The 15,416-nt window shown below is 61.4% G+C and carries 17 protein-coding genes; 6 read left to right on the top strand and 11 right to left on the bottom strand.

All coding sequences use genetic code 11. From position 1 onward, the window contains the following. Positions 1–13 precede the first annotated feature (13 nt). Complete coding sequence (locus AC1DDS_RS16960) at positions 14–517, bottom strand: peptide deformylase (protein WP_477479968.1); 504 nt, start codon at positions 515–517, stop codon at positions 14–16. On the opposite strand from AC1DDS_RS16960, the gene AC1DDS_RS16955 reads away from it, so the two are divergent. The 3 genes from AC1DDS_RS16955 (at position 501) to AC1DDS_RS16945 (ending at position 2,839) form a co-directional block, all read left to right on the top strand. After that, complete coding sequence (locus AC1DDS_RS16955) at positions 501–743, top strand: hypothetical protein (protein WP_477479967.1); 243 nt, start codon at positions 501–503, stop codon at positions 741–743. The two genes, AC1DDS_RS16960 and AC1DDS_RS16955, sit on opposite strands and share 17 nt — an antisense overlap. 128 nt (positions 744–871) lie before the next feature. Then, positions 872–2,302: a magnesium transporter gene (gene mgtE, locus AC1DDS_RS16950; protein ID WP_477479966.1), complete on the top strand. Its 1,431-nt coding sequence runs from the start codon at positions 872–874 to the stop codon at positions 2,300–2,302. Positions 2,303–2,452: 150 nt separating this feature from the next. Continuing rightward, positions 2,453–2,839, top strand: a complete 387-nt coding sequence (locus AC1DDS_RS16945; RefSeq protein ID WP_477479965.1) for a MerR family transcriptional regulator — start codon at positions 2,453–2,455, stop codon at positions 2,837–2,839. Between the two features lie 53 nt (positions 2,840–2,892). Here AC1DDS_RS16945 and AC1DDS_RS16940 read toward each other — a convergent pair whose 3' ends face one another. From AC1DDS_RS16940 to AC1DDS_RS16930, 3 genes are all read right to left on the bottom strand, one after another. After that, positions 2,893–3,366, bottom strand: coding sequence for a methyltransferase family protein (locus AC1DDS_RS16940; RefSeq protein ID WP_477479964.1), 474 nt, complete (start codon positions 3,364–3,366; stop codon positions 2,893–2,895). Between the two features lie 4 nt (positions 3,367–3,370). Next, on the bottom strand, positions 3,371–4,384 hold the full coding sequence (locus AC1DDS_RS16935; RefSeq protein ID WP_477479963.1) for a heparan-alpha-glucosaminide N-acetyltransferase: 1,014 nt from the start codon (positions 4,382–4,384) through the stop codon (positions 3,371–3,373). An 86-nt stretch (positions 4,385–4,470) separates the two neighbouring features. Then, positions 4,471–5,160, bottom strand: coding sequence for a DUF599 domain-containing protein (locus AC1DDS_RS16930; protein ID WP_310420899.1), 690 nt, complete (start codon positions 5,158–5,160; stop codon positions 4,471–4,473). A 652-nt stretch (positions 5,161–5,812) separates the two neighbouring features. Between AC1DDS_RS16930 and AC1DDS_RS16925 the strand changes: the two genes are divergently transcribed. Together AC1DDS_RS16925 and AC1DDS_RS16920 are read left to right on the top strand one after the other, a co-directional pair. After that, positions 5,813–7,213 (top strand): L-serine ammonia-lyase, encoded by a 1,401-nt coding sequence (locus AC1DDS_RS16925; protein WP_477479962.1) that lies wholly within the window; start codon positions 5,813–5,815, stop codon positions 7,211–7,213. A gap of 90 nt (positions 7,214–7,303) precedes the next feature. Continuing rightward, positions 7,304–7,741 (top strand): DUF1489 family protein, encoded by a 438-nt coding sequence (locus tag AC1DDS_RS16920; RefSeq protein ID WP_477479961.1) that lies wholly within the window; start codon positions 7,304–7,306, stop codon positions 7,739–7,741. A gap of 120 nt (positions 7,742–7,861) precedes the next feature. Here the strand turns inward: AC1DDS_RS16920 and AC1DDS_RS16915 are convergent, their stop codons facing one another. Together AC1DDS_RS16915 and AC1DDS_RS16910 are read right to left on the bottom strand one after the other, a co-directional pair. Then, a complete protein-coding gene (locus tag AC1DDS_RS16915) occupies positions 7,862–8,533 on the bottom strand; it encodes a DsbA family oxidoreductase (RefSeq protein ID WP_477479960.1) in 672 nt (223 codons plus the stop codon). A 115-nt stretch (positions 8,534–8,648) separates the two neighbouring features. Further along, on the bottom strand, positions 8,649–10,421 hold the full coding sequence (locus AC1DDS_RS16910; protein ID WP_477480163.1) for an extracellular solute-binding protein: 1,773 nt from the start codon (positions 10,419–10,421) through the stop codon (positions 8,649–8,651). 307 nt (positions 10,422–10,728) lie between these two features. On the opposite strand from AC1DDS_RS16910, the gene AC1DDS_RS16905 reads away from it, so the two are divergent. Continuing rightward, positions 10,729–11,346: an invasion associated locus B family protein gene (locus AC1DDS_RS16905; RefSeq protein ID WP_310420892.1), complete on the top strand. Its 618-nt coding sequence runs from the start codon at positions 10,729–10,731 to the stop codon at positions 11,344–11,346. Positions 11,347–11,434: 88 nt separating this feature from the next. Here AC1DDS_RS16905 and hspQ read toward each other — a convergent pair whose 3' ends face one another. From hspQ to minC, 5 genes are all read right to left on the bottom strand, one after another. Further along, on the bottom strand, positions 11,435–11,770 hold the full coding sequence (gene hspQ, locus AC1DDS_RS16900) for a heat shock protein HspQ (protein ID WP_310421254.1): 336 nt from the start codon (positions 11,768–11,770) through the stop codon (positions 11,435–11,437). A 317-nt stretch (positions 11,771–12,087) separates the two neighbouring features. Further along, on the bottom strand, positions 12,088–13,044 hold the full coding sequence (locus tag AC1DDS_RS16895; protein WP_477479959.1) for a phosphoribosylaminoimidazolesuccinocarboxamide synthase: 957 nt from the start codon (positions 13,042–13,044) through the stop codon (positions 12,088–12,090). Between the two features lie 339 nt (positions 13,045–13,383). Continuing rightward, positions 13,384–13,647: a cell division topological specificity factor MinE gene (gene minE, locus AC1DDS_RS16890; protein ID WP_310420370.1), complete on the bottom strand. Its 264-nt coding sequence runs from the start codon at positions 13,645–13,647 to the stop codon at positions 13,384–13,386. Next, positions 13,644–14,459 carry a septum site-determining protein MinD gene (gene minD / locus AC1DDS_RS16885; protein WP_310420372.1) on the bottom strand — a complete coding sequence of 272 codons (816 nt, stop codon included), beginning with the start codon at positions 14,457–14,459 and terminating at the stop codon, positions 13,644–13,646. The genes minE and minD overlap by 4 nt, the downstream gene beginning before the upstream one ends. A gap of 31 nt (positions 14,460–14,490) precedes the next feature. Next, a complete protein-coding gene (gene minC / locus AC1DDS_RS16880) occupies positions 14,491–15,264 on the bottom strand; it encodes a septum site-determining protein MinC (RefSeq protein ID WP_477479958.1) in 774 nt (257 codons plus the stop codon). Positions 15,265–15,416 lie beyond the last annotated feature (152 nt).

Below are 15,416 nucleotides of genomic sequence, written 5' to 3'. Positions count from 1 at the left end.
CGATGCGGATGGTTCAGCCCTGATCCTTCTGCAGCTTGCGGAACTTCTTGACGATCCGGTCGCGCTTCAGCCGTGACAGCCGCTCGATCCAGAAGATCCCGTCGAGCTGGTCGATCTCGTGCTGGAGGCAGACGGCGAGCAGGCCGTCCGCCTCTTCGATCTTCGCCGCGCCCGTGAGGTCCGAGTAGCGGACGCGCACTTTCGAAGCGCGCGCGACCTCCTCGACCACGCCGGGCATCGAAACGCTGCCCTCGGTGTGCGTGCTCATGTCTTCCGATGCCCACTCGACGACAGGATTGACGTAGATGCGCGTTGATTGAGGACCGTCGAGCTCGATCACGACGAGGCGAACCAGTTCACCGACGTGGGCGGCAGTGATGCCGATGCCGGGGGCGGTGCGCATCGTTTGCACAAGGTTGGTGGCGAGCGCCGCAAGCGCGTCATCGAACATCGTTACCGGATGGCATGGCATCCGCAACCGTTCGTCGGGAAACCGCACTATGGGGCGTATCGTCATCTACCGCGTCCTTAAAAGCCGTTGCGTGCCGAACTACAGATTTGCCCCCGGGTTGAAAAGCCGTGCCATATGGGAGCCGCCAATTGGTGGCTGGGTTTCGATGGCGCGCAGCTTTTCCTTGCCTGAAAAGACGGGGATCGAATTTCGCAACAGTGCAGGAATTTTGCCGCGCTGGCACATCGTTTTGCCGCGCATGGCTGTGGACCACGACAATCCTTTGGGTTAGCACGAGGCCGGGCCGCAAGGCGGAGAGCTTGTGCTGCCCGGCAACGGCATGGCAATCACAATCTATCGCCCTCGCAGCCGCGTCACTTGGATACGGCGCCGAGGAGTGCTTTTCGAGGAGCGGCTGGGATGACGGACAGCGGCGAAGACGATCGCGAACGTGCTCCGTCCGTCGAGGCGACCGCGTTCGAAGGTGGTGACATCTACGCGCCGGATGGTTCGGTGCGTTCCGACTTCCTCATGCATGTGGGGGCGGCGATCGCCGATCGCGACATGCTGTTCCTGCGCCGTCATGTCGCCAACCTGCACGAATCGGAAATGGGCGACCTGCTCGAGGCCATCCAGCCCGAGCAGCGGCGTGCGCTCGTCTCGCTCCTCGGCGACGAGTTCGACCTTGCCGCGCTTACGGAAGTGGACGAGGCAATCCGCCTCGACATCGTCGAGCATCTGCCCAACGAGCAGATCGCCGCGGCGATCGGCGGGATGGAATCGGATGACGCCGTCTACATTCTCGAAGACCTCGACCAGGAAGACCAGGACGAGATCCTTTCGAAGCTGCCGTTCACCGAGCGGATCCGTCTTCGCCGTTCGCTGGACTATCCGGAGAGCACGGCCGGCCGGCGCATGCGTTCGGAATTCGTCGCGGTGCCACCATTCTGGACGATCGGCCAGACGATCGACTACATGCGCGAGGACGAGGATCTTCCCGACAGCTTCACCGAGATCTTCGTCATCGACCCGACCTTTCGGCTCGTCGGCGTTGTCGATCTCGACCGGGTCTTGCGTTCGAAGCGCGACATCAAGGTCGAAACGGTGATGCGCCAGACGAGCCATCCGATACCGGCCCTGATGGATCAGGAAGAGGCGGCTCAGCTGTTCGAGCAGTACGACCTTCTCTCGGCCGCCGTCGTCGACGAGAACGGCCGGCTGGTCGGCGTGCTGACGATCGACGACGTCGTCGACGTGATCCAGGAAGAGGCCGAGGAGGACCTGATGCGCCTCGGCGGTGTCGGCGACGAGGAACTGTCCGACACCGTCCTCGAAACATCGCGCTCACGCGTCCCCTGGCTGCTCGTCAACCTGTTCACCGCCGCGATCGCCGCTTCGGTCATCTCGATCTTCGAAGCGACGATCGAGGAGATCGTCGCGCTCGCCATTCTCATGCCGATCGTGGCTGGGATGGGCGGCAACGCCGGTTCGCAGACGATGACGGTGACCGTGCGTGCGCTTGCCACCCGCAATCTCGATATCCACAACGCCTGGCGCGTCGTCCGCCGCGAGGCCGGGGTCGGTCTTCTTAACGGCGTCCTCTGCGGAACGCTGATCGGCTGCGTCGCGGGACTTTGGTTTCACGATGCCAATATCGGCGGCATCATCGCCACGGCGATGTTGATCAACATGATGGCGGCAGCGCTGGCGGGCATCATGATCCCGCTGGTGTTGGACAGGGTAGGGGCCGACCCTGCGGTATCCTCGACCGTCTTCGTCACGGCGATCACCGATACGACCGGCTTCTTTTCTTTCCTGGGTCTCGCCACCTGGTGGTTTGCCATCCACTGAAGCGGATAACGGTCGTTTGTCCGTTCGCCCGTGTTGTCACGAATCGTTCCCGCGACCGGCGCCGCCTGTTCGCGGGCAGCCAACGGCGTAAAAATTGACTTTCACGTAAATGTCAATAATATCGCGCGATCCTCGGTGTTCGGAGCCAGCGTGAACAAATACTACACCATAACGGAACTGACGCGCGAGTTCGGTGTTTCTACACGCACCTTGCGCTTCTACGAGGACGAAGGCCTGATCCATCCCGAACGTCGCGGCCGCACGCGTCTGTTCCGTCCGGCCGACCGGCATTTGATCAAGGAAATTCTGCGCGGACGCCGGATCGGCTTCACGATCTCGGAGATCCGCGAAATCATCCAGGTCTACAAGGATCCGCCCGGCGAGACGGGGCAGTTGCAGCTTCTCATGCTGAAGGTCAATGAGAAGCGTGAGGAGCTGCGGCAGAAGCGTCGCGATATCGACGAGACGCTGGCCGAACTCGACAACGTCGAAGAGGCATGCCTGACACGCCTAGCGGAGATCGGGGTCGGCACCTGACCACGGGCGCCGTCATTCTTACTATTGTGGCCGAAGCAATGGGTCAGGGCCTCTTAGATCCAGCGCGCCGTTGAACGACAGTAGCGCTCGAAATCACAACCGAAACGCGACAATAGGTGCAGCTCCTCCCGGCGGACGGCCACGAGTGTTGTCAAGATGACTGCGGCGACCGCTGCCGCCAGAAACCACGGGTTCTGCAGCAAAATTCCAAGGCCTGCGATCGCCAGCGTGTGGGCGAGGTAGATAGGATTTCGGGTGTACCGATAGGGACCATTCGTCACCAGATGGCTGGCGCAGCGATGCGGCAGGGCGGTGGTCTGGCCGTCCTTCAGGGTGCGCAGCGCCCAGATGCCGAGTCCGGCGGCGAGCAAGAGGAGAAGCGCGCCGGCTGCCTTCGACAGCCAGAGGTGCGTGACCGGAAATTCCGCTGGGCAGCACAATTGAAGGGCGAGGGCGGCCAAGCCGGCGAGCGCATAAATGATCGGAGGCCAGGGAAACGTGAATGGCTTGCTCCGATAGGCATTCATGCGGCTACTCCTTCAAACTACTGCCCGCCAGCGCTTCCGTGGTGCACTGCTGCGAGATCGCGGCGATCCGTGCGTCCGTCCTGGCATTGATCGTGCCATCGTTCAGGCCGTTGAACAGTTCGTCTTGCAGCAGTCGACCGAGCGTGCAGTCGCAGAAAGCGCTGCAGAATGCGGCGTCCGTGTCGGCACCGCAGGCTGCGACGCAACTCTGCCTGTAGCTCTCCACCGGGTCGAGCCTTTCGGGCGGCACGACAAGGGTGAGGAGATAGACCAGCGCGATCAGCACCGGCTGGTGAAGAAGGTAGATGGCGAGACTGTGGCGACCAGCAGTGCCAAGCAGGGATATCCACCGGCTGTTCATAACTGGACGCGGGGTGATTGAAACCGGCGCCTTCCGCAAAAGAAAGAGTCGGCTGGTGGCCATGCCGAGCAGGAACGCGCCGAACCACGGCAGCAGGGGCACATAGTCGTTCGATCGCGGCATTGTTTGCGACAGCCCGACCCACAGCAGCGCCGGCTGATCGAAGACGGCGGAGCGCAGATAGTGCGGCGCGGCGAACGCGGCGGCGGCGGCAAGCAGGATCGCCAGGATCGGCAGACGGAGAAAGAGCAGCCCGATCAGGCTCGCTGCAGCGATCAGGTGCAGAATGCCGAAAAAGATGAAACTGCCTGGAAAAATGAAATAGGTGGCAACCGTGATCAGCAATGCCGCGGCGGTGATCCGCCCGAAGCGGATCCAGAAGGGGCGCCAGCGGATTTCCGAACGGTGGCCGAGGACGAGACTGAAGCCCGCGAGGAAGATGAAGCTACCGGCGATGAGACGGGCAAAGATCTTCCAGCCACCGGTGGCCGCCGTTCCCGGTGCGATGTATCCGAAATAGTCCAGATCCCACGTGAAGTGGTAGACGGCCATGGCAATGAGTGCCATGCCTCGGGCTGCGTCGAGCCATTGCAGTCGCTTTGCCGGGATCGTTTTTCCGCCGTGCAGGCTGGCGGGGTCTGTCGTCGTTGTCGTCATGGGGCGGTCTATTCCGATTCGCTCTTGCAATGTTCGGGTTTGGACCTTGTGCCGGACGGATGGCGGAAAGGTGGCGGTCTGCGTGTCTACTCGCCCCGCTCCAGAACGGTCCAACGCGCTTCGGAATAGAACTGGCGGCGGACAAGCACGAAGATGATGAAGGCCGTCGAGACCATGAACAGATAGGGACTAACGAACCAGCCAAGATAACCGATCGAGAGAAAGATCGCGCGCAGGCCGGCGTTGAAATGGCTCGCGGCCAGGATGTTCATCTGGATGACCTTGTCGGCGGCAAGCTCCGCCGCCGCCGGGTCCTTGTCGATGTCCCCGGCCATCGGGACGGCTCCGAGAAGGATCGTGCAGTAGTTGAAGAGCCGATAGGACCATCCAAACTTGAAGAAGGCATAGCCGAAGATGCAGGCAAGGCCGCCAACCTTCAGTTCGAAGCCGGCGCGGCCGGCCTGAAACACGAGCGGCAAGTCGCCCAGGACCAGGAAGACCTTCTCGGTAGCGCCGAGCAAGGCAAAGCAGCCGCCGAGTGCGAGGATCGAGGTGGAGGCGAAAAATGCGGTACCGTTCTGAAGGCCGGACATGATCTGGGTGTCGATCATGCGAAGGTCGCGGTGCAGGGCGTTTCGGATCCAGGCAGCGCGCTGCGCGTTCATTGCGCGCGTCAGGCTTACCCTGTTGCGAAAGCGCCGATTGTCCGTGGTCCAAGCATAGCCCAGCCACAGAACGATGAACACGGTGAAGGCAATAGGATCGGCAACTGACATGGATCGAGGTGTGCCACGGTTTGGGTGATTTGGGAACGGGCTCAAGGGCCGATCGCGAACCGGATGGTGTGGCGTTGACACCTTTGACCGAAGTATGGCCAGCCCCGCTTGCGAAGGGGAGGGCGGGCATCCCTCAACGAATTGATTTTGCAGATAGCTCCACCTGCCCAGTGCGTGAGGGGAGATGCTCCTGCCTTTTTTCTGCCATTTTTTGCGATTGCGTTTTCATAAACTATTCACTAATGAAGGTCGCGTTCGGCGCTCCAGCGGCGCCGGCGCAGTGTTCTTCGTTTGGGGAAATCATGGAAAATACCGCTCAGAAGTTCTGTTGGGGCCTGACCCTCCGGATGGTTCTCGGTTTTGCGGGCTTTATTGCCCTTGTCTATCTCTTTGGGGGCAATTGATCACATCCCTCTCGTAACGAGCGAAAGCAGCGCGCCACTCCCAGGCGCGCTGCTTTCTTTTTTGGGGGACGGTATGCGCAGGTATGTCGCAGCCGTGAAAGCCAATGTCGGGACACCACTCGATGGCGCTTGCGTGATGGCGTAGCTTCTACCACATATGGCTGTGTCGCTTTCCGTGGCCACTCAACGGGCGGCACGGCGGCACAGGTTCCGGCCGCGATGCGGCTGCACGATATGGCAGGTCAGGCATGTTTCTCTCCGTATTCGACGTCTTCAAGATCGGCATAGGCCCGTCCAGTTCCCACACGATGGGACCGATGTCGGCGGCCAACCGCTTCCTCGATCTCATTCTCTCGGCCGACTGGCCGCGCCCCTCCGGAGCGACCGTCGCCGCCATCAAAATGAGCCTGCATGGCTCGCTGGCCTATACCGGCGTCGGCCACGGCTCCGACCGGGCGGTCATCCTCGGACTGATGGGGGAGCGCCCGGACCAGGTCGACCCTGACCAGATGGACGCGATCATCGCCGAGGTGGAGCGGACCGGCCGTGTCACCCCGCCGGGGCATCCCGGCTATGCGTTCCAGCCGAAGCACGATCTGGTCTTTGACAAGAAGACGCCGTTGCCGGGGCATGCGAACGGCATGACCTTTTCCGCCTATGACCGCGATGGTCGCGAACTGCTCAAGCGCATCTACTATTCCGTCGGCGGCGGGTTCGTGGTGACCGACACGGAACTGGAGGCAATGCGGGCGACAAAGGCCCAGGCCAGCGAGCGCAAGATCCCGTTCCCGTTTGCCACGGCGAAAGAGATGCTGGAGATGGCGGCCCGCTCCGGGCTGACGATCGCCCAGATGAAACGGGCGAACGAGGAAACCGTCATGTCCCGGGAGGACCTCGATGCCGGACTGGATCGTATCTGGGAGGCGATGAAGAACTGCATCGATCGCGGGCTTCAGGGGGAGGGCATCATGCCGGGCGGGCTGAAGGTGAAGCGGCGCGCGCGGATGATCCACGATAAGTTGCAGGAGGATTGGCGTTCGAACAAGGCCAACCCACTGCTGGCGAACGACTGGCTCAGCGTCTATGCCATGGCGGTAAACGAGGAAAACGCCGCCGGCGGCCGAGTCGTGACTTCGCCGACAAACGGTGCGGCGGGCGTCGTCCCGGCGACGATCCGCTACTACCTGCATTTTCACGAGGATGCCGATGCCGAAGGCATTCGCGACTATATGCTGACCGCGGCCGCGATCGGCGGCATCATCAAGCACAACGCCTCGATTTCCGGTGCCGAAGTCGGCTGTCAGGGCGAGGTGGGATCGGCCTCGGCCATGGCGGCGGCCGGCCTGGCCGCCGTGATGGGCGGCTCACCGGAGCAGATCGAGAACGCAGCCGAGATCGCGCTCGAGCATCATCTTGGGATGACCTGTGATCCGGTCGCCGGGCTGGTCCAGGTGCCGTGCATCGAGCGCAACGCGCTTGGCGCTGTCAAGGCCGTGACCGCAGCCTCGCTCGCGATCAAGGGCGACGGCACCCATTTCGTGCCGCTGGACGCCTGCATCGAGACCATGCGCCAGACCGGTGTCGACATGAACGAGAAATACAAGGAGACCTCGACCGGCGGTCTTGCCGTGAACGTTGTCGAGTGTTGATGCGACTTTGCCGTCCCTGACGCACAGGCAATCAGGGGGAAGTGCGCGCGCCAACCTTGAGGGCGGGAGCAGAAAGGCGTTGAAGCGGCCATGGCCCTGCATCTCATCAAACTCTGCGTCGGTGCGGAAACGCTCGACGACTTGCGCGAGTGGGTTTCGAAGCGCGCGCTGGTGGCGCTCGCCGCCGGCCTCGAGCCAAGTTCGTCCCACACGACAAGGATGATCCCCAAGCGCGTCGAAGAACTGCTCGACGGCGGCTCTCTCTATTGGGTGATCAAAGGGCAGGTTCAGGCCCGCCAGCGGCTGATGGACCTGCGGACTTTCAAGGATGTTGACGGGATCACGCGCTGCGAACTGATATTGGGGCCGGAGGTGATCGAGACGGAGTTCCAGCCCAAGCGCGCCTTTCAAGGGTGGCGCTATCTGAAGGACGAGGACGCGCCGCGCGATCTGCGTAATCTCGACGGAGGCAATGCCGACCTGCCGCTAGAGTTGAGGCGGGAACTGGCGGAATTGGGGCTTCTCTGAGCCGGCAGCCCTTACGGACGAGAGCCAAGCGGCAACAGCAATCAGCCACACGAGGGCGCCGCCAGGTCGCCGAAGCCCTTAGCTTCGTTAGCCGTCCCCGGCACGACTCGCTTGGTTCGCCTAACCTTTGCCCGGCGCTTCTGACTGCTTCAGGGCAGCAGCCTCACGAATTGCACCTGCCAGCACTTCGGTCGATTGCGCCCCCATCACCGCATATTTGTTGTCGATGATGAAACAAGGAACGCCGGTGATACCCATCTCGCGCGCCATGCCGATCTCCTCCTTGACGGAATCGACATCGGCACCTGCCGAAAAGAGCGTGCAGACGACGGCCCGATCCATGCCGCACTTCTCGGCGATGTCCAGGAGTACACTGCGCTCGCCGATGTTCCGGCCCTCCTCGAAGTAGGCCTTGAACAGCGCCAGCGTGACGCGGTTTTGCACTTGCGGCCCCTCGATCATCGCCCAGCGCATCAGCCGGTGCGCGTCGAGCGTGTTCGGGCTTAGTGAGATGGCTTCGAAATGGAAGTCGATGCCGGCCTGCTCGCCGAGTTCTGTCAGCGTCTTGTGGGCGCGCTCGACCGCCGCTTCGCCACCGAGTTTCTCGGCGAGGTGGCTCTTGTGATCCACCCCTTGCGCCGGCATGTCCGGATTGAGCTGGTAGGGTCGGAAGGTGACCGATACGTTCAGTTCGTCGCAGACGGCGTCGACAGCCTGCGCAAGCCTCTTCTTGCCCAGATAGCACCAGGGGCACACAACATCGGAGACGACGTCGATCGTTACGGTTTCCATGTCCCGTCTATCCTCCTGCCCAAGGGGCCTGTCACAATCCGCAAATAGTTGCGAGCGTGCTGCACTTCAACGGTCCGTCCGCCGTTAGTAGTCAGAATCAGCGATTGGACCGCCCCTATTGGACGCGCGCATCCCACCACACCGGAAACTGGTAGCCATAGAGCGGCATCGTCTCCGGATGCCCAATGTGGCTGTGTCGCGCCACCCACTGCTGGCCGAGATGATAGAGAGGCAGGACGTAATGGTTGGAAAGCAGCATGCGGTCGTGCGCGCGCACAGCGGAGCGGAAATCCTCGGCGCTGCGCGCGGCCAGGATCGCATCCACCAGCCGATCGACCTCGGGATCGTTGGCGCCGGCAAAGGCCTCGCTTCCTTCGCGATCCCGAAAATCGGAACGCCAACGCGTCGCCTGCTCGATTCCCGGCGAAAGCGACGAGGCGTAGGCCCGGATGATGACGTCGTAGTCGAAGGTCTGGGCGCGGCTCTGATACTGCGAATCATCGACCGTGCGGACGGATGCGCGGATGCCGAGCGCGGCAAGAAAACGCTGGTAGGCGAGGGCGAGTTTTTCCTGGTCGGCGTTCTGGGTCATGATCTCGAAGGCGAGCGGTCTGCCTGAAGCGTCGCTCATGACACCATCCTTGATCGTATAACCCGCCTCCTTCATCAGGATAACGGCCTGCTTCAACACCTTGCGGTCACGGCCGGAGGCATCGGTAACGGGCCAACGATAAGTCCCGTCGAGAATCGCCGGCTCGATACGGGCCAGGGCAGATCCCAGCAACTGCCGCTCCCCATTATCGGCTGCAACGCCGAGCGACGAGAGATCCGAATTTTGCCAGAAGCTCTCCGTCCGCTTGTAGGCCCCTTCGAACAGGTTCTTGTTCACCCATTCGAAGTCGAAGACGAGCGATAGTCCATGCCGCAGCCGGACGTCAGAGAACATGGGGCGCCGGGTGTTGAACACGAACCCGAGCATGCCCGAGGGAACCTGCGGCTTGAACGCGTCCTTGAGAATGGCGCCGGTGGCCACCGCCGGAAAGTCGTAGCCCCGCGCCCATTTCGTCGGATTGCCTTCCTGGAAGACGTCGACGTCGCCCTTCTTGAAGGCTTCAAACAGGGAGTTCTCCTGCAGGAAGTACTCGACCGTTATCTGATCGTAGTTGTCAAAACCGACCTTCGCGGGAAGGTCCACGCCCCAGTAGTCGGGATTGCGCTCGAAAACGATCTTCTCCCCGGGCTTCACCTCCTTGATCCGGTAGGGGCCGGAGCCGAGCGGGAACTGCAACGTCGTGCGGTCAAAGCCTTCGACTTCGATCGCATGCTTCGGCAACACCGGAGAAAGAGCTAGCAGCAGCGGCGATTCGCGGTCGGCCTTGTCGTTGAAAGTGAAGCGGACGCTGTTGTCGCCTACCTTTTCCATCGTCTCGACAACATCGAGCCTACGGCTGAAGGGGGAGCGCCCCTTGTCGCGCAACAGCTCGAAAGAGAAGATGACGTCCTCGGCGGTTACCGGCTGGCCGTCGGCCCACCGCGCCTTCGGATTGAGGTTGAACTGGACGAAGCTGCGCTCGTCGTCCCATTCGACGGTCTCGGCCAAGAGGCCGTACATGGAAAAGGGCTCGTCGCGCGAGCGCTGCATCAGCGATTCGTAGACGAGATTGCCGAACTCCGGATCCCACATGCCGCGCGCCGTGGTGCGCATGCTCTTGAGGATGAAGGGATTGAGGTTGTCGAACGTGCCGACGACGCCGTAGGTGATCTTGCCGCCCTTCTTAACGTCGGGATTCACATAGGAAAAATGCTTGTAGTCCGGCGGCAGCGCGGGATCGCCATGCATCGCGATCCCATGCAGCGGGGCAGCATCCGCAAGACAAGCCGGCTGCATCGCAAGTCCGATGAAGAGCGCTGTCAATAGAGCCCGCAAGATGATTCCTCGTATTGCTGAAAAGACGATTCGGCGACAACTTACATGTCCGCGCCATGATCGAACATTCTTGACGCCCCTTTTTGATGAAGTCTGGGCAAAAACACGGAGGGGAGGCTGGATATCCGCCGCGGCGCATTGTAACAGGAGAGCCCGAAAGACGGGTCATGCAAATGCCTCAATTCGCCGACAGGAGAGCGCACGGCTGACCAGAAACATTCAGGGGCGAACAGCGCTCGGCACCGGTTTTCAGGAGACGGAACTCGTTATGAAATCGATCCTTACAAAAAAAGCAGTGCTTTCGGCATTTGCAGTTTCGCTCGCGGCCGGCACTTTGCCTGCCACTGCCCAGGCGCAGCAGGGCGCAGCCCCGCAGGGCTGGTTCAAGGTCTGCACGAAGCAGGAAGAAAATGACGTCTGCATCGTCCAGAACCTGCTGACGGCCGGCGGCGGCCAGTTGCTGACGGCTGTCGGCCTGATCACCGTCGAGGGCAAGGTCAATCGCAAGATCATCCAGGTGTCCGTGCCGAGTGCGCGGCTGATCCCGACGGGCGTGGCGATGCAGATCGACGGCGGCAAGCCGCAGAAGATCGACTACGCCATCTGCATGCCCGATAAGTGCGTCGCCGAGGCGCCGCTGACCGACCAGATGCTGGCGAGCCTGAAGAAGGGCGGCGAGGTGGTGTTCACCTCCGTCAACTTCCAGCGCACGCCGAACCCGATCAAGATGTCGCTGTCCGGCTTCACGGGCGCGTTCGACGGCGAGCCGATCGAGCAGTCGAAGCTCGAGGAGCGTCAGCGTCTTCTGCAGGAAGAGATGCAGAAGAAGGCCGACGAAGCCCGCAAGAAGCTCGAAGACGCCCAGAAGGCGGCAAAGAGCCAGTAAGTTTAGACAGGTTCAAAACCTAAAAAACCCGGCCAGCGTGCCGGGTTTTTGCATATGGATTGGCCGCACATCGGTGGGAGGAGGGCGCTCAGTGGACGATGCCCGCATCGACCTTCCAATGGTAGGTTCCGGCGTCGTCGGGCATCATCAGCGCCCTGACCTGCGGGTGACGGATAGGAGTACCGCTTTCGTCCGCCATCAGATTCTGCTCGGAAACGTAAGCGACATATTCCGTTTCAGCGTTTTCGGCAAAGAGATGGTAGAACGGTTGATCCTTTGAAGGCCGTATCTCGGCAGGAATCGAATCCCACCATTCATCGGTATTGGCAAACTCCGGGTCGACGTCGAAGATCACGCCGCGAAACGGATAGATCCGATGGCGGACGACGTCACCAATCCCGAACTTGGCATTTCTCATTTTCATGTCGAGCTTTCCTTTCGCACCAATATTTGGGAAGGAGCGCGCAAAACACAAGGCCTCTGCCATTCTGGTCCTGGCGAACACCGTGGTCCGCGGAACGCTGCGTGCGCGGCATAAACTGAAGCAGGAATTGCGTGGAAGCGATATTGGCCTTTAGCCGCATATACTCAATCCCTAATATTCGGGAGAGGGGGCCAAAGCCGAAGTCAAAGCCGCGTCACCAAATGACGAAGCTGCGACGGAAAGCGCAAACTTAAACGCGCGGAAGGCTCCGCCGTGACGGACGCGCAAACACCGAAAGCATAATTTTCGAACCGAGTCTACGACCCAAAATATGGCTGCAAGTTTGTGCGGATGCGCTCCAGCACCGTTGCGCCGGAAAGGTCGGGGACAAATTTTTGTCCGGTGATTGTCTCGTAGGCCTGGATATAGACCTTCGACGTCTGCTCGATCAGTTCGGCCGGAATTTCCGGGATCGGGTCCTTGTAGGGGTCGCAACGCTCGGTGACCCAGGCGCGCACGAAGTCCTTGTCGAAACTCAGCGGGCGCTTGCCGGTGGAAAATGCTTCGCCGTAGCTGTCGGCGATCCAGTAGCGGCTGCTGTCCGGGGTGTGGATCTCGTCAGCCAGCACGATTCGACCGTCCTTGTCGGTCCCGAATTCGTACTTGGTGTCGACGAGGATCAGGCCCCGTTCGGCCGCGCTCTGTTGACCGCGGGCGAAGAGGGCCAGGGCATAGGCGGAGACCGTCTCCCATTGCTCGCGCGTCAGCAGGCCCTGATCCAGGATTTCAGCGCCGGAGAGCGGCTCGTCGTGTCCACCGTCGAAGGCCTTGCTGGTCGGCGTTATGATCGGCTGCGGCAGCTTCTCATTGTCACGCAATCCGTCCGGCAGGCGGATGCCGTACATCTCACGTTCGCCGTTCTTGTATTTCGTCAGGATCGACGTGCTGGTCGTACCGGCGAGATAGCCGCGCACGACGACCTCGATGGGCAGTATATCGAGTCTTGTGCCGAGGACGACATTTGGGTCAGGATAGGCCAGGACGTGGTTCGGGCAGATGTCGGCCGTTTCCTCGAACCAATAGCGCGCCGTCTGCGTCAGTACCTGGCCCTTGAACGGTATCGACGTCAGGATCACGTCGAAGGCGCTGAGACGGTCCGTCGCGATGATGATGCGGCTGCCATCGGCGAGATCGTAGTTTTCGCGAACCTTGCCTTTGTAATAGCCCGGCAGTTCGGCAATGTAGGCATCGGAAAGTACGCGCGCATTGCTCATTGGCCGGGCCTTTCGTGGAACAGGATTTGATAGGGCCACGGCTTAAGCAGCCGCAAAGGCCGGGTCAAGCCGCCGGAACCCGGTAAGCTGTACAAATCTCACCTTCATGTTCCATAATCTATCTTATGCAATAAAGGTATGTAGCCGGGTGGGTTCAAGTTGAACTGCGTTGGCCATGCGATCAAGCCGTGGCGGCATCTGCCGGAACGCTGCGCGCGGCGCCGGCCGTCTGGCGCAGCGGGCATTAAAGCGCCCTCGTGTCGGGCCATCCCGATATCGAGAGCGCTTGTCTGATGGATGTGGTTTCCGGAGTATCGTCAAACTTGCCGGCGGCAGCCTTCACGCCGCGCGGACAGTCACGGTGATCGGAATTTCGATGTCGACTTCGAGCGTGGTGACGTGCTCGCCGCGATCCATCTTGACGCTCACCCGTTCGTCGTCGATCTCGACATGCTTGGCGATGACCGCGAGGATCTCTTCCCTGAGAACGGCGATCAGATCCGTTTGACCGACCGATGCCCGCTCATGCGCCAGAAGCACCTGCAGACGATCGCGTGCCGTCGGAGCAGAGCTTTGCTTGCTGAAGAAACGGAAAATGCTCATGCCGCCCTCCGCCCGAATATTTTGCCCAAAAGACTGCGCTTCTCGCCCGGAAGGCTCATCGGCACAGTCTCGCCGGCAAGCCGGCGGGCCGCATCGAGATAGGCGATCGCCGGAGCGCTGCGGCTGTCAGCCAGCGTGACCGGAGCGCCGATGTTGGACGCTTTCAAGACGTCCATGCTTTCCGGAATGATGCCGAGCAGCGGGATCGACAGGATTTCAAGGACATCGTCGACCTTCAACATGTCGCCGCGATCGGCGCGGGCGGCGTCGTAGCGGGTGAGCAGCAGATGCTTCTCCATCCGCTCCCCGCGTTCGGCCTTCTCGGTCTTGGCGTCGAGGAGGCCGATGATACGGTCGGAATCGCGGACCGACGAAACTTCCGGGTTGGTCACCACGACGGCCACATCCGCATGGCGCATGGCGAGCGTCGCGCCCCGCTCGATGCCGGCCGGGCTATCGCAGATGATCCAGTCGAAGTGCCGCTTCAGGTCGTTGATGACCCGCTCGACGCCCTCCGCGGTCAGGCTGTCCTTGTCGCGGGTCTGCGACGCCGCCAACATGAACAGCGTGTCGAGACGCTTGTCACGTATCAGGGCCTGCGGCAGCTTTGCCTCGCCCTGTATCACATTCACCAGGTCATAGACCACCCGGCGCTCGGCCCCCATCACGAGGTCCAGATTGCGCAGGCCGACGTCGAAATCCACTACGACGGTCTTCTCGTTGCGCTGGGCCAGCGCTGCTCCGAGAGCGGCACTTGAAGTCGTCTTGCCGACTCCCCCCTTACCGGACGTAACCACGATTACTTTCGCCATCTTCCGCTCCTGTTGCTGGCCGGCAGCCGGCTCAGTTTAGTCTCTCTGCCATAATCGAATCGCCCTCGAGCCAGAGCTGCACCGCCTGTCCCCGAAGGTTTGGCGCCATGTCGTCCGCGGTCTTGTAGACGCCGTCGATCGCCAGCAGTTCCGCCTCAAGCTTGCGGCAGAAAATGCGCGCGCCCGCGTTGCCCACCGAGCCCGCCAGCGCCCTACCCCTGAGGGTGCCGTAGATGTGGACGGATCCGCCCGCAATGACTTCCGCACCGGATGCGACCGATCCAACGATCGTGACGTCGCCCTCCGGAAAGATCACCGATTGGCCGGAACGCACCGGCTCCCGGATGATCATCGACGCGGGCGCCTTGACGATCTGTGCAGCCTCCTGGGGTGCAATCGGCGCCTTAGACGTGTCCGCGACCGGCTCGACGACGGGAACCTCGATTTCGGGCGCTGGACGCCCTCCCCGCATGGCTGGTGGCATCCCTGGCTCGAACAGCGACGGCCGTCCGCCCTCAATCCCCATGACCCGCACATTGCGATCTGCAAGCGCGGCGAGCAGTTCCTTCAACTGCGATCGGTCGATATCGAGCTCGGCGACGTCGAGCACGATCGGCCTTTCCAGGAAGAATCCCGCCGATCGTGCGGCAAGATCGTCAAGCCGGGTAAGCCAGTCATCGAGCGGCAGTTCCGGTGAAAGCATAAGCGCCAGGAAGGATCGGCCCTTGATGCGGATCGAGCGAGGTTCTGTTAACACTTTGGGGATCTTTGTTAATTTTTGGTTCCCAATAACTAGGCGATTCATGGTTAACAAAAGGTTAATTTTGCATACATCGAGTGGAAAATGCGCCTCGCCAGCAGCGCCTTACCGTTCTCAATACGGCGTGTTCGCACCGCGGTGGCGGGGCCCGCAACCGTTTCGCGCATTGCACGGATTGCGCAGCGGCGACCATGAAA

The organism is Mycoplana sp. 10N416, from assembly GCF_056394765.1.
Note: the sequence above shows the minus strand (reverse complement) of the source record. Positions and strands in the feature narration are given on the sequence as shown.

Bases quoted from the DNA above. Each gene is read 5' to 3' on its own strand.
- AC1DDS_RS16940 (WP_477479964.1), bottom strand. From the start codon at position 3,366: ATGAATGCCTATCGGAGCAAGCCATTCACGTTTCCCTGGCCTCCGATC.
- minE (WP_310420370.1), bottom strand. From the start codon at position 13,647: ATGAGCATTTTCCGTTTCTTCAGCAAGCAAAGCTCTGCTCCGACGGCA.
- mgtE (WP_477479966.1), top strand. From the start codon at position 872: ATGACGGACAGCGGCGAAGACGATCGCGAACGTGCTCCGTCCGTCGAG.
- AC1DDS_RS16915 (WP_477479960.1), bottom strand. From the start codon at position 8,533: ATGGAAACCGTAACGATCGACGTCGTCTCCGATGTTGTGTGCCCCTGG.
- hspQ (WP_310421254.1), bottom strand. From the start codon at position 11,770: ATGAAAATGAGAAATGCCAAGTTCGGGATTGGTGACGTCGTCCGCCAT.
- minC (WP_477479958.1), bottom strand. From the start codon at position 15,264: ATGAATCGCCTAGTTATTGGGAACCAAAAATTAACAAAGATCCCCAAA.
- AC1DDS_RS16910 (WP_477480163.1), bottom strand. From the start codon at position 10,421: ATGCAGCCGGCTTGTCTTGCGGATGCTGCCCCGCTGCATGGGATCGCG.
- AC1DDS_RS16925 (WP_477479962.1), top strand. From the start codon at position 5,813: ATGTTTCTCTCCGTATTCGACGTCTTCAAGATCGGCATAGGCCCGTCC.
- AC1DDS_RS16905 (WP_310420892.1), top strand. From the start codon at position 10,729: ATGAAATCGATCCTTACAAAAAAAGCAGTGCTTTCGGCATTTGCAGTT.
- AC1DDS_RS16895 (WP_477479959.1), bottom strand. From the start codon at position 13,044: ATGAGCAATGCGCGCGTACTTTCCGATGCCTACATTGCCGAACTGCCG.
- AC1DDS_RS16960 (WP_477479968.1), bottom strand. From the start codon at position 517: ATGACGATACGCCCCATAGTGCGGTTTCCCGACGAACGGTTGCGGATG.
- minD (WP_310420372.1), bottom strand. From the start codon at position 14,459: ATGGCGAAAGTAATCGTGGTTACGTCCGGTAAGGGGGGAGTCGGCAAG.
- AC1DDS_RS16935 (WP_477479963.1), bottom strand. From the start codon at position 4,384: ATGACGACAACGACGACAGACCCCGCCAGCCTGCACGGCGGAAAAACG.
- AC1DDS_RS16920 (WP_477479961.1), top strand. From the start codon at position 7,304: ATGGCCCTGCATCTCATCAAACTCTGCGTCGGTGCGGAAACGCTCGAC.
- AC1DDS_RS16930 (WP_310420899.1), bottom strand. From the start codon at position 5,160: ATGTCAGTTGCCGATCCTATTGCCTTCACCGTGTTCATCGTTCTGTGG.
- AC1DDS_RS16955 (WP_477479967.1), top strand. From the start codon at position 501: ATGGGGCGTATCGTCATCTACCGCGTCCTTAAAAGCCGTTGCGTGCCG.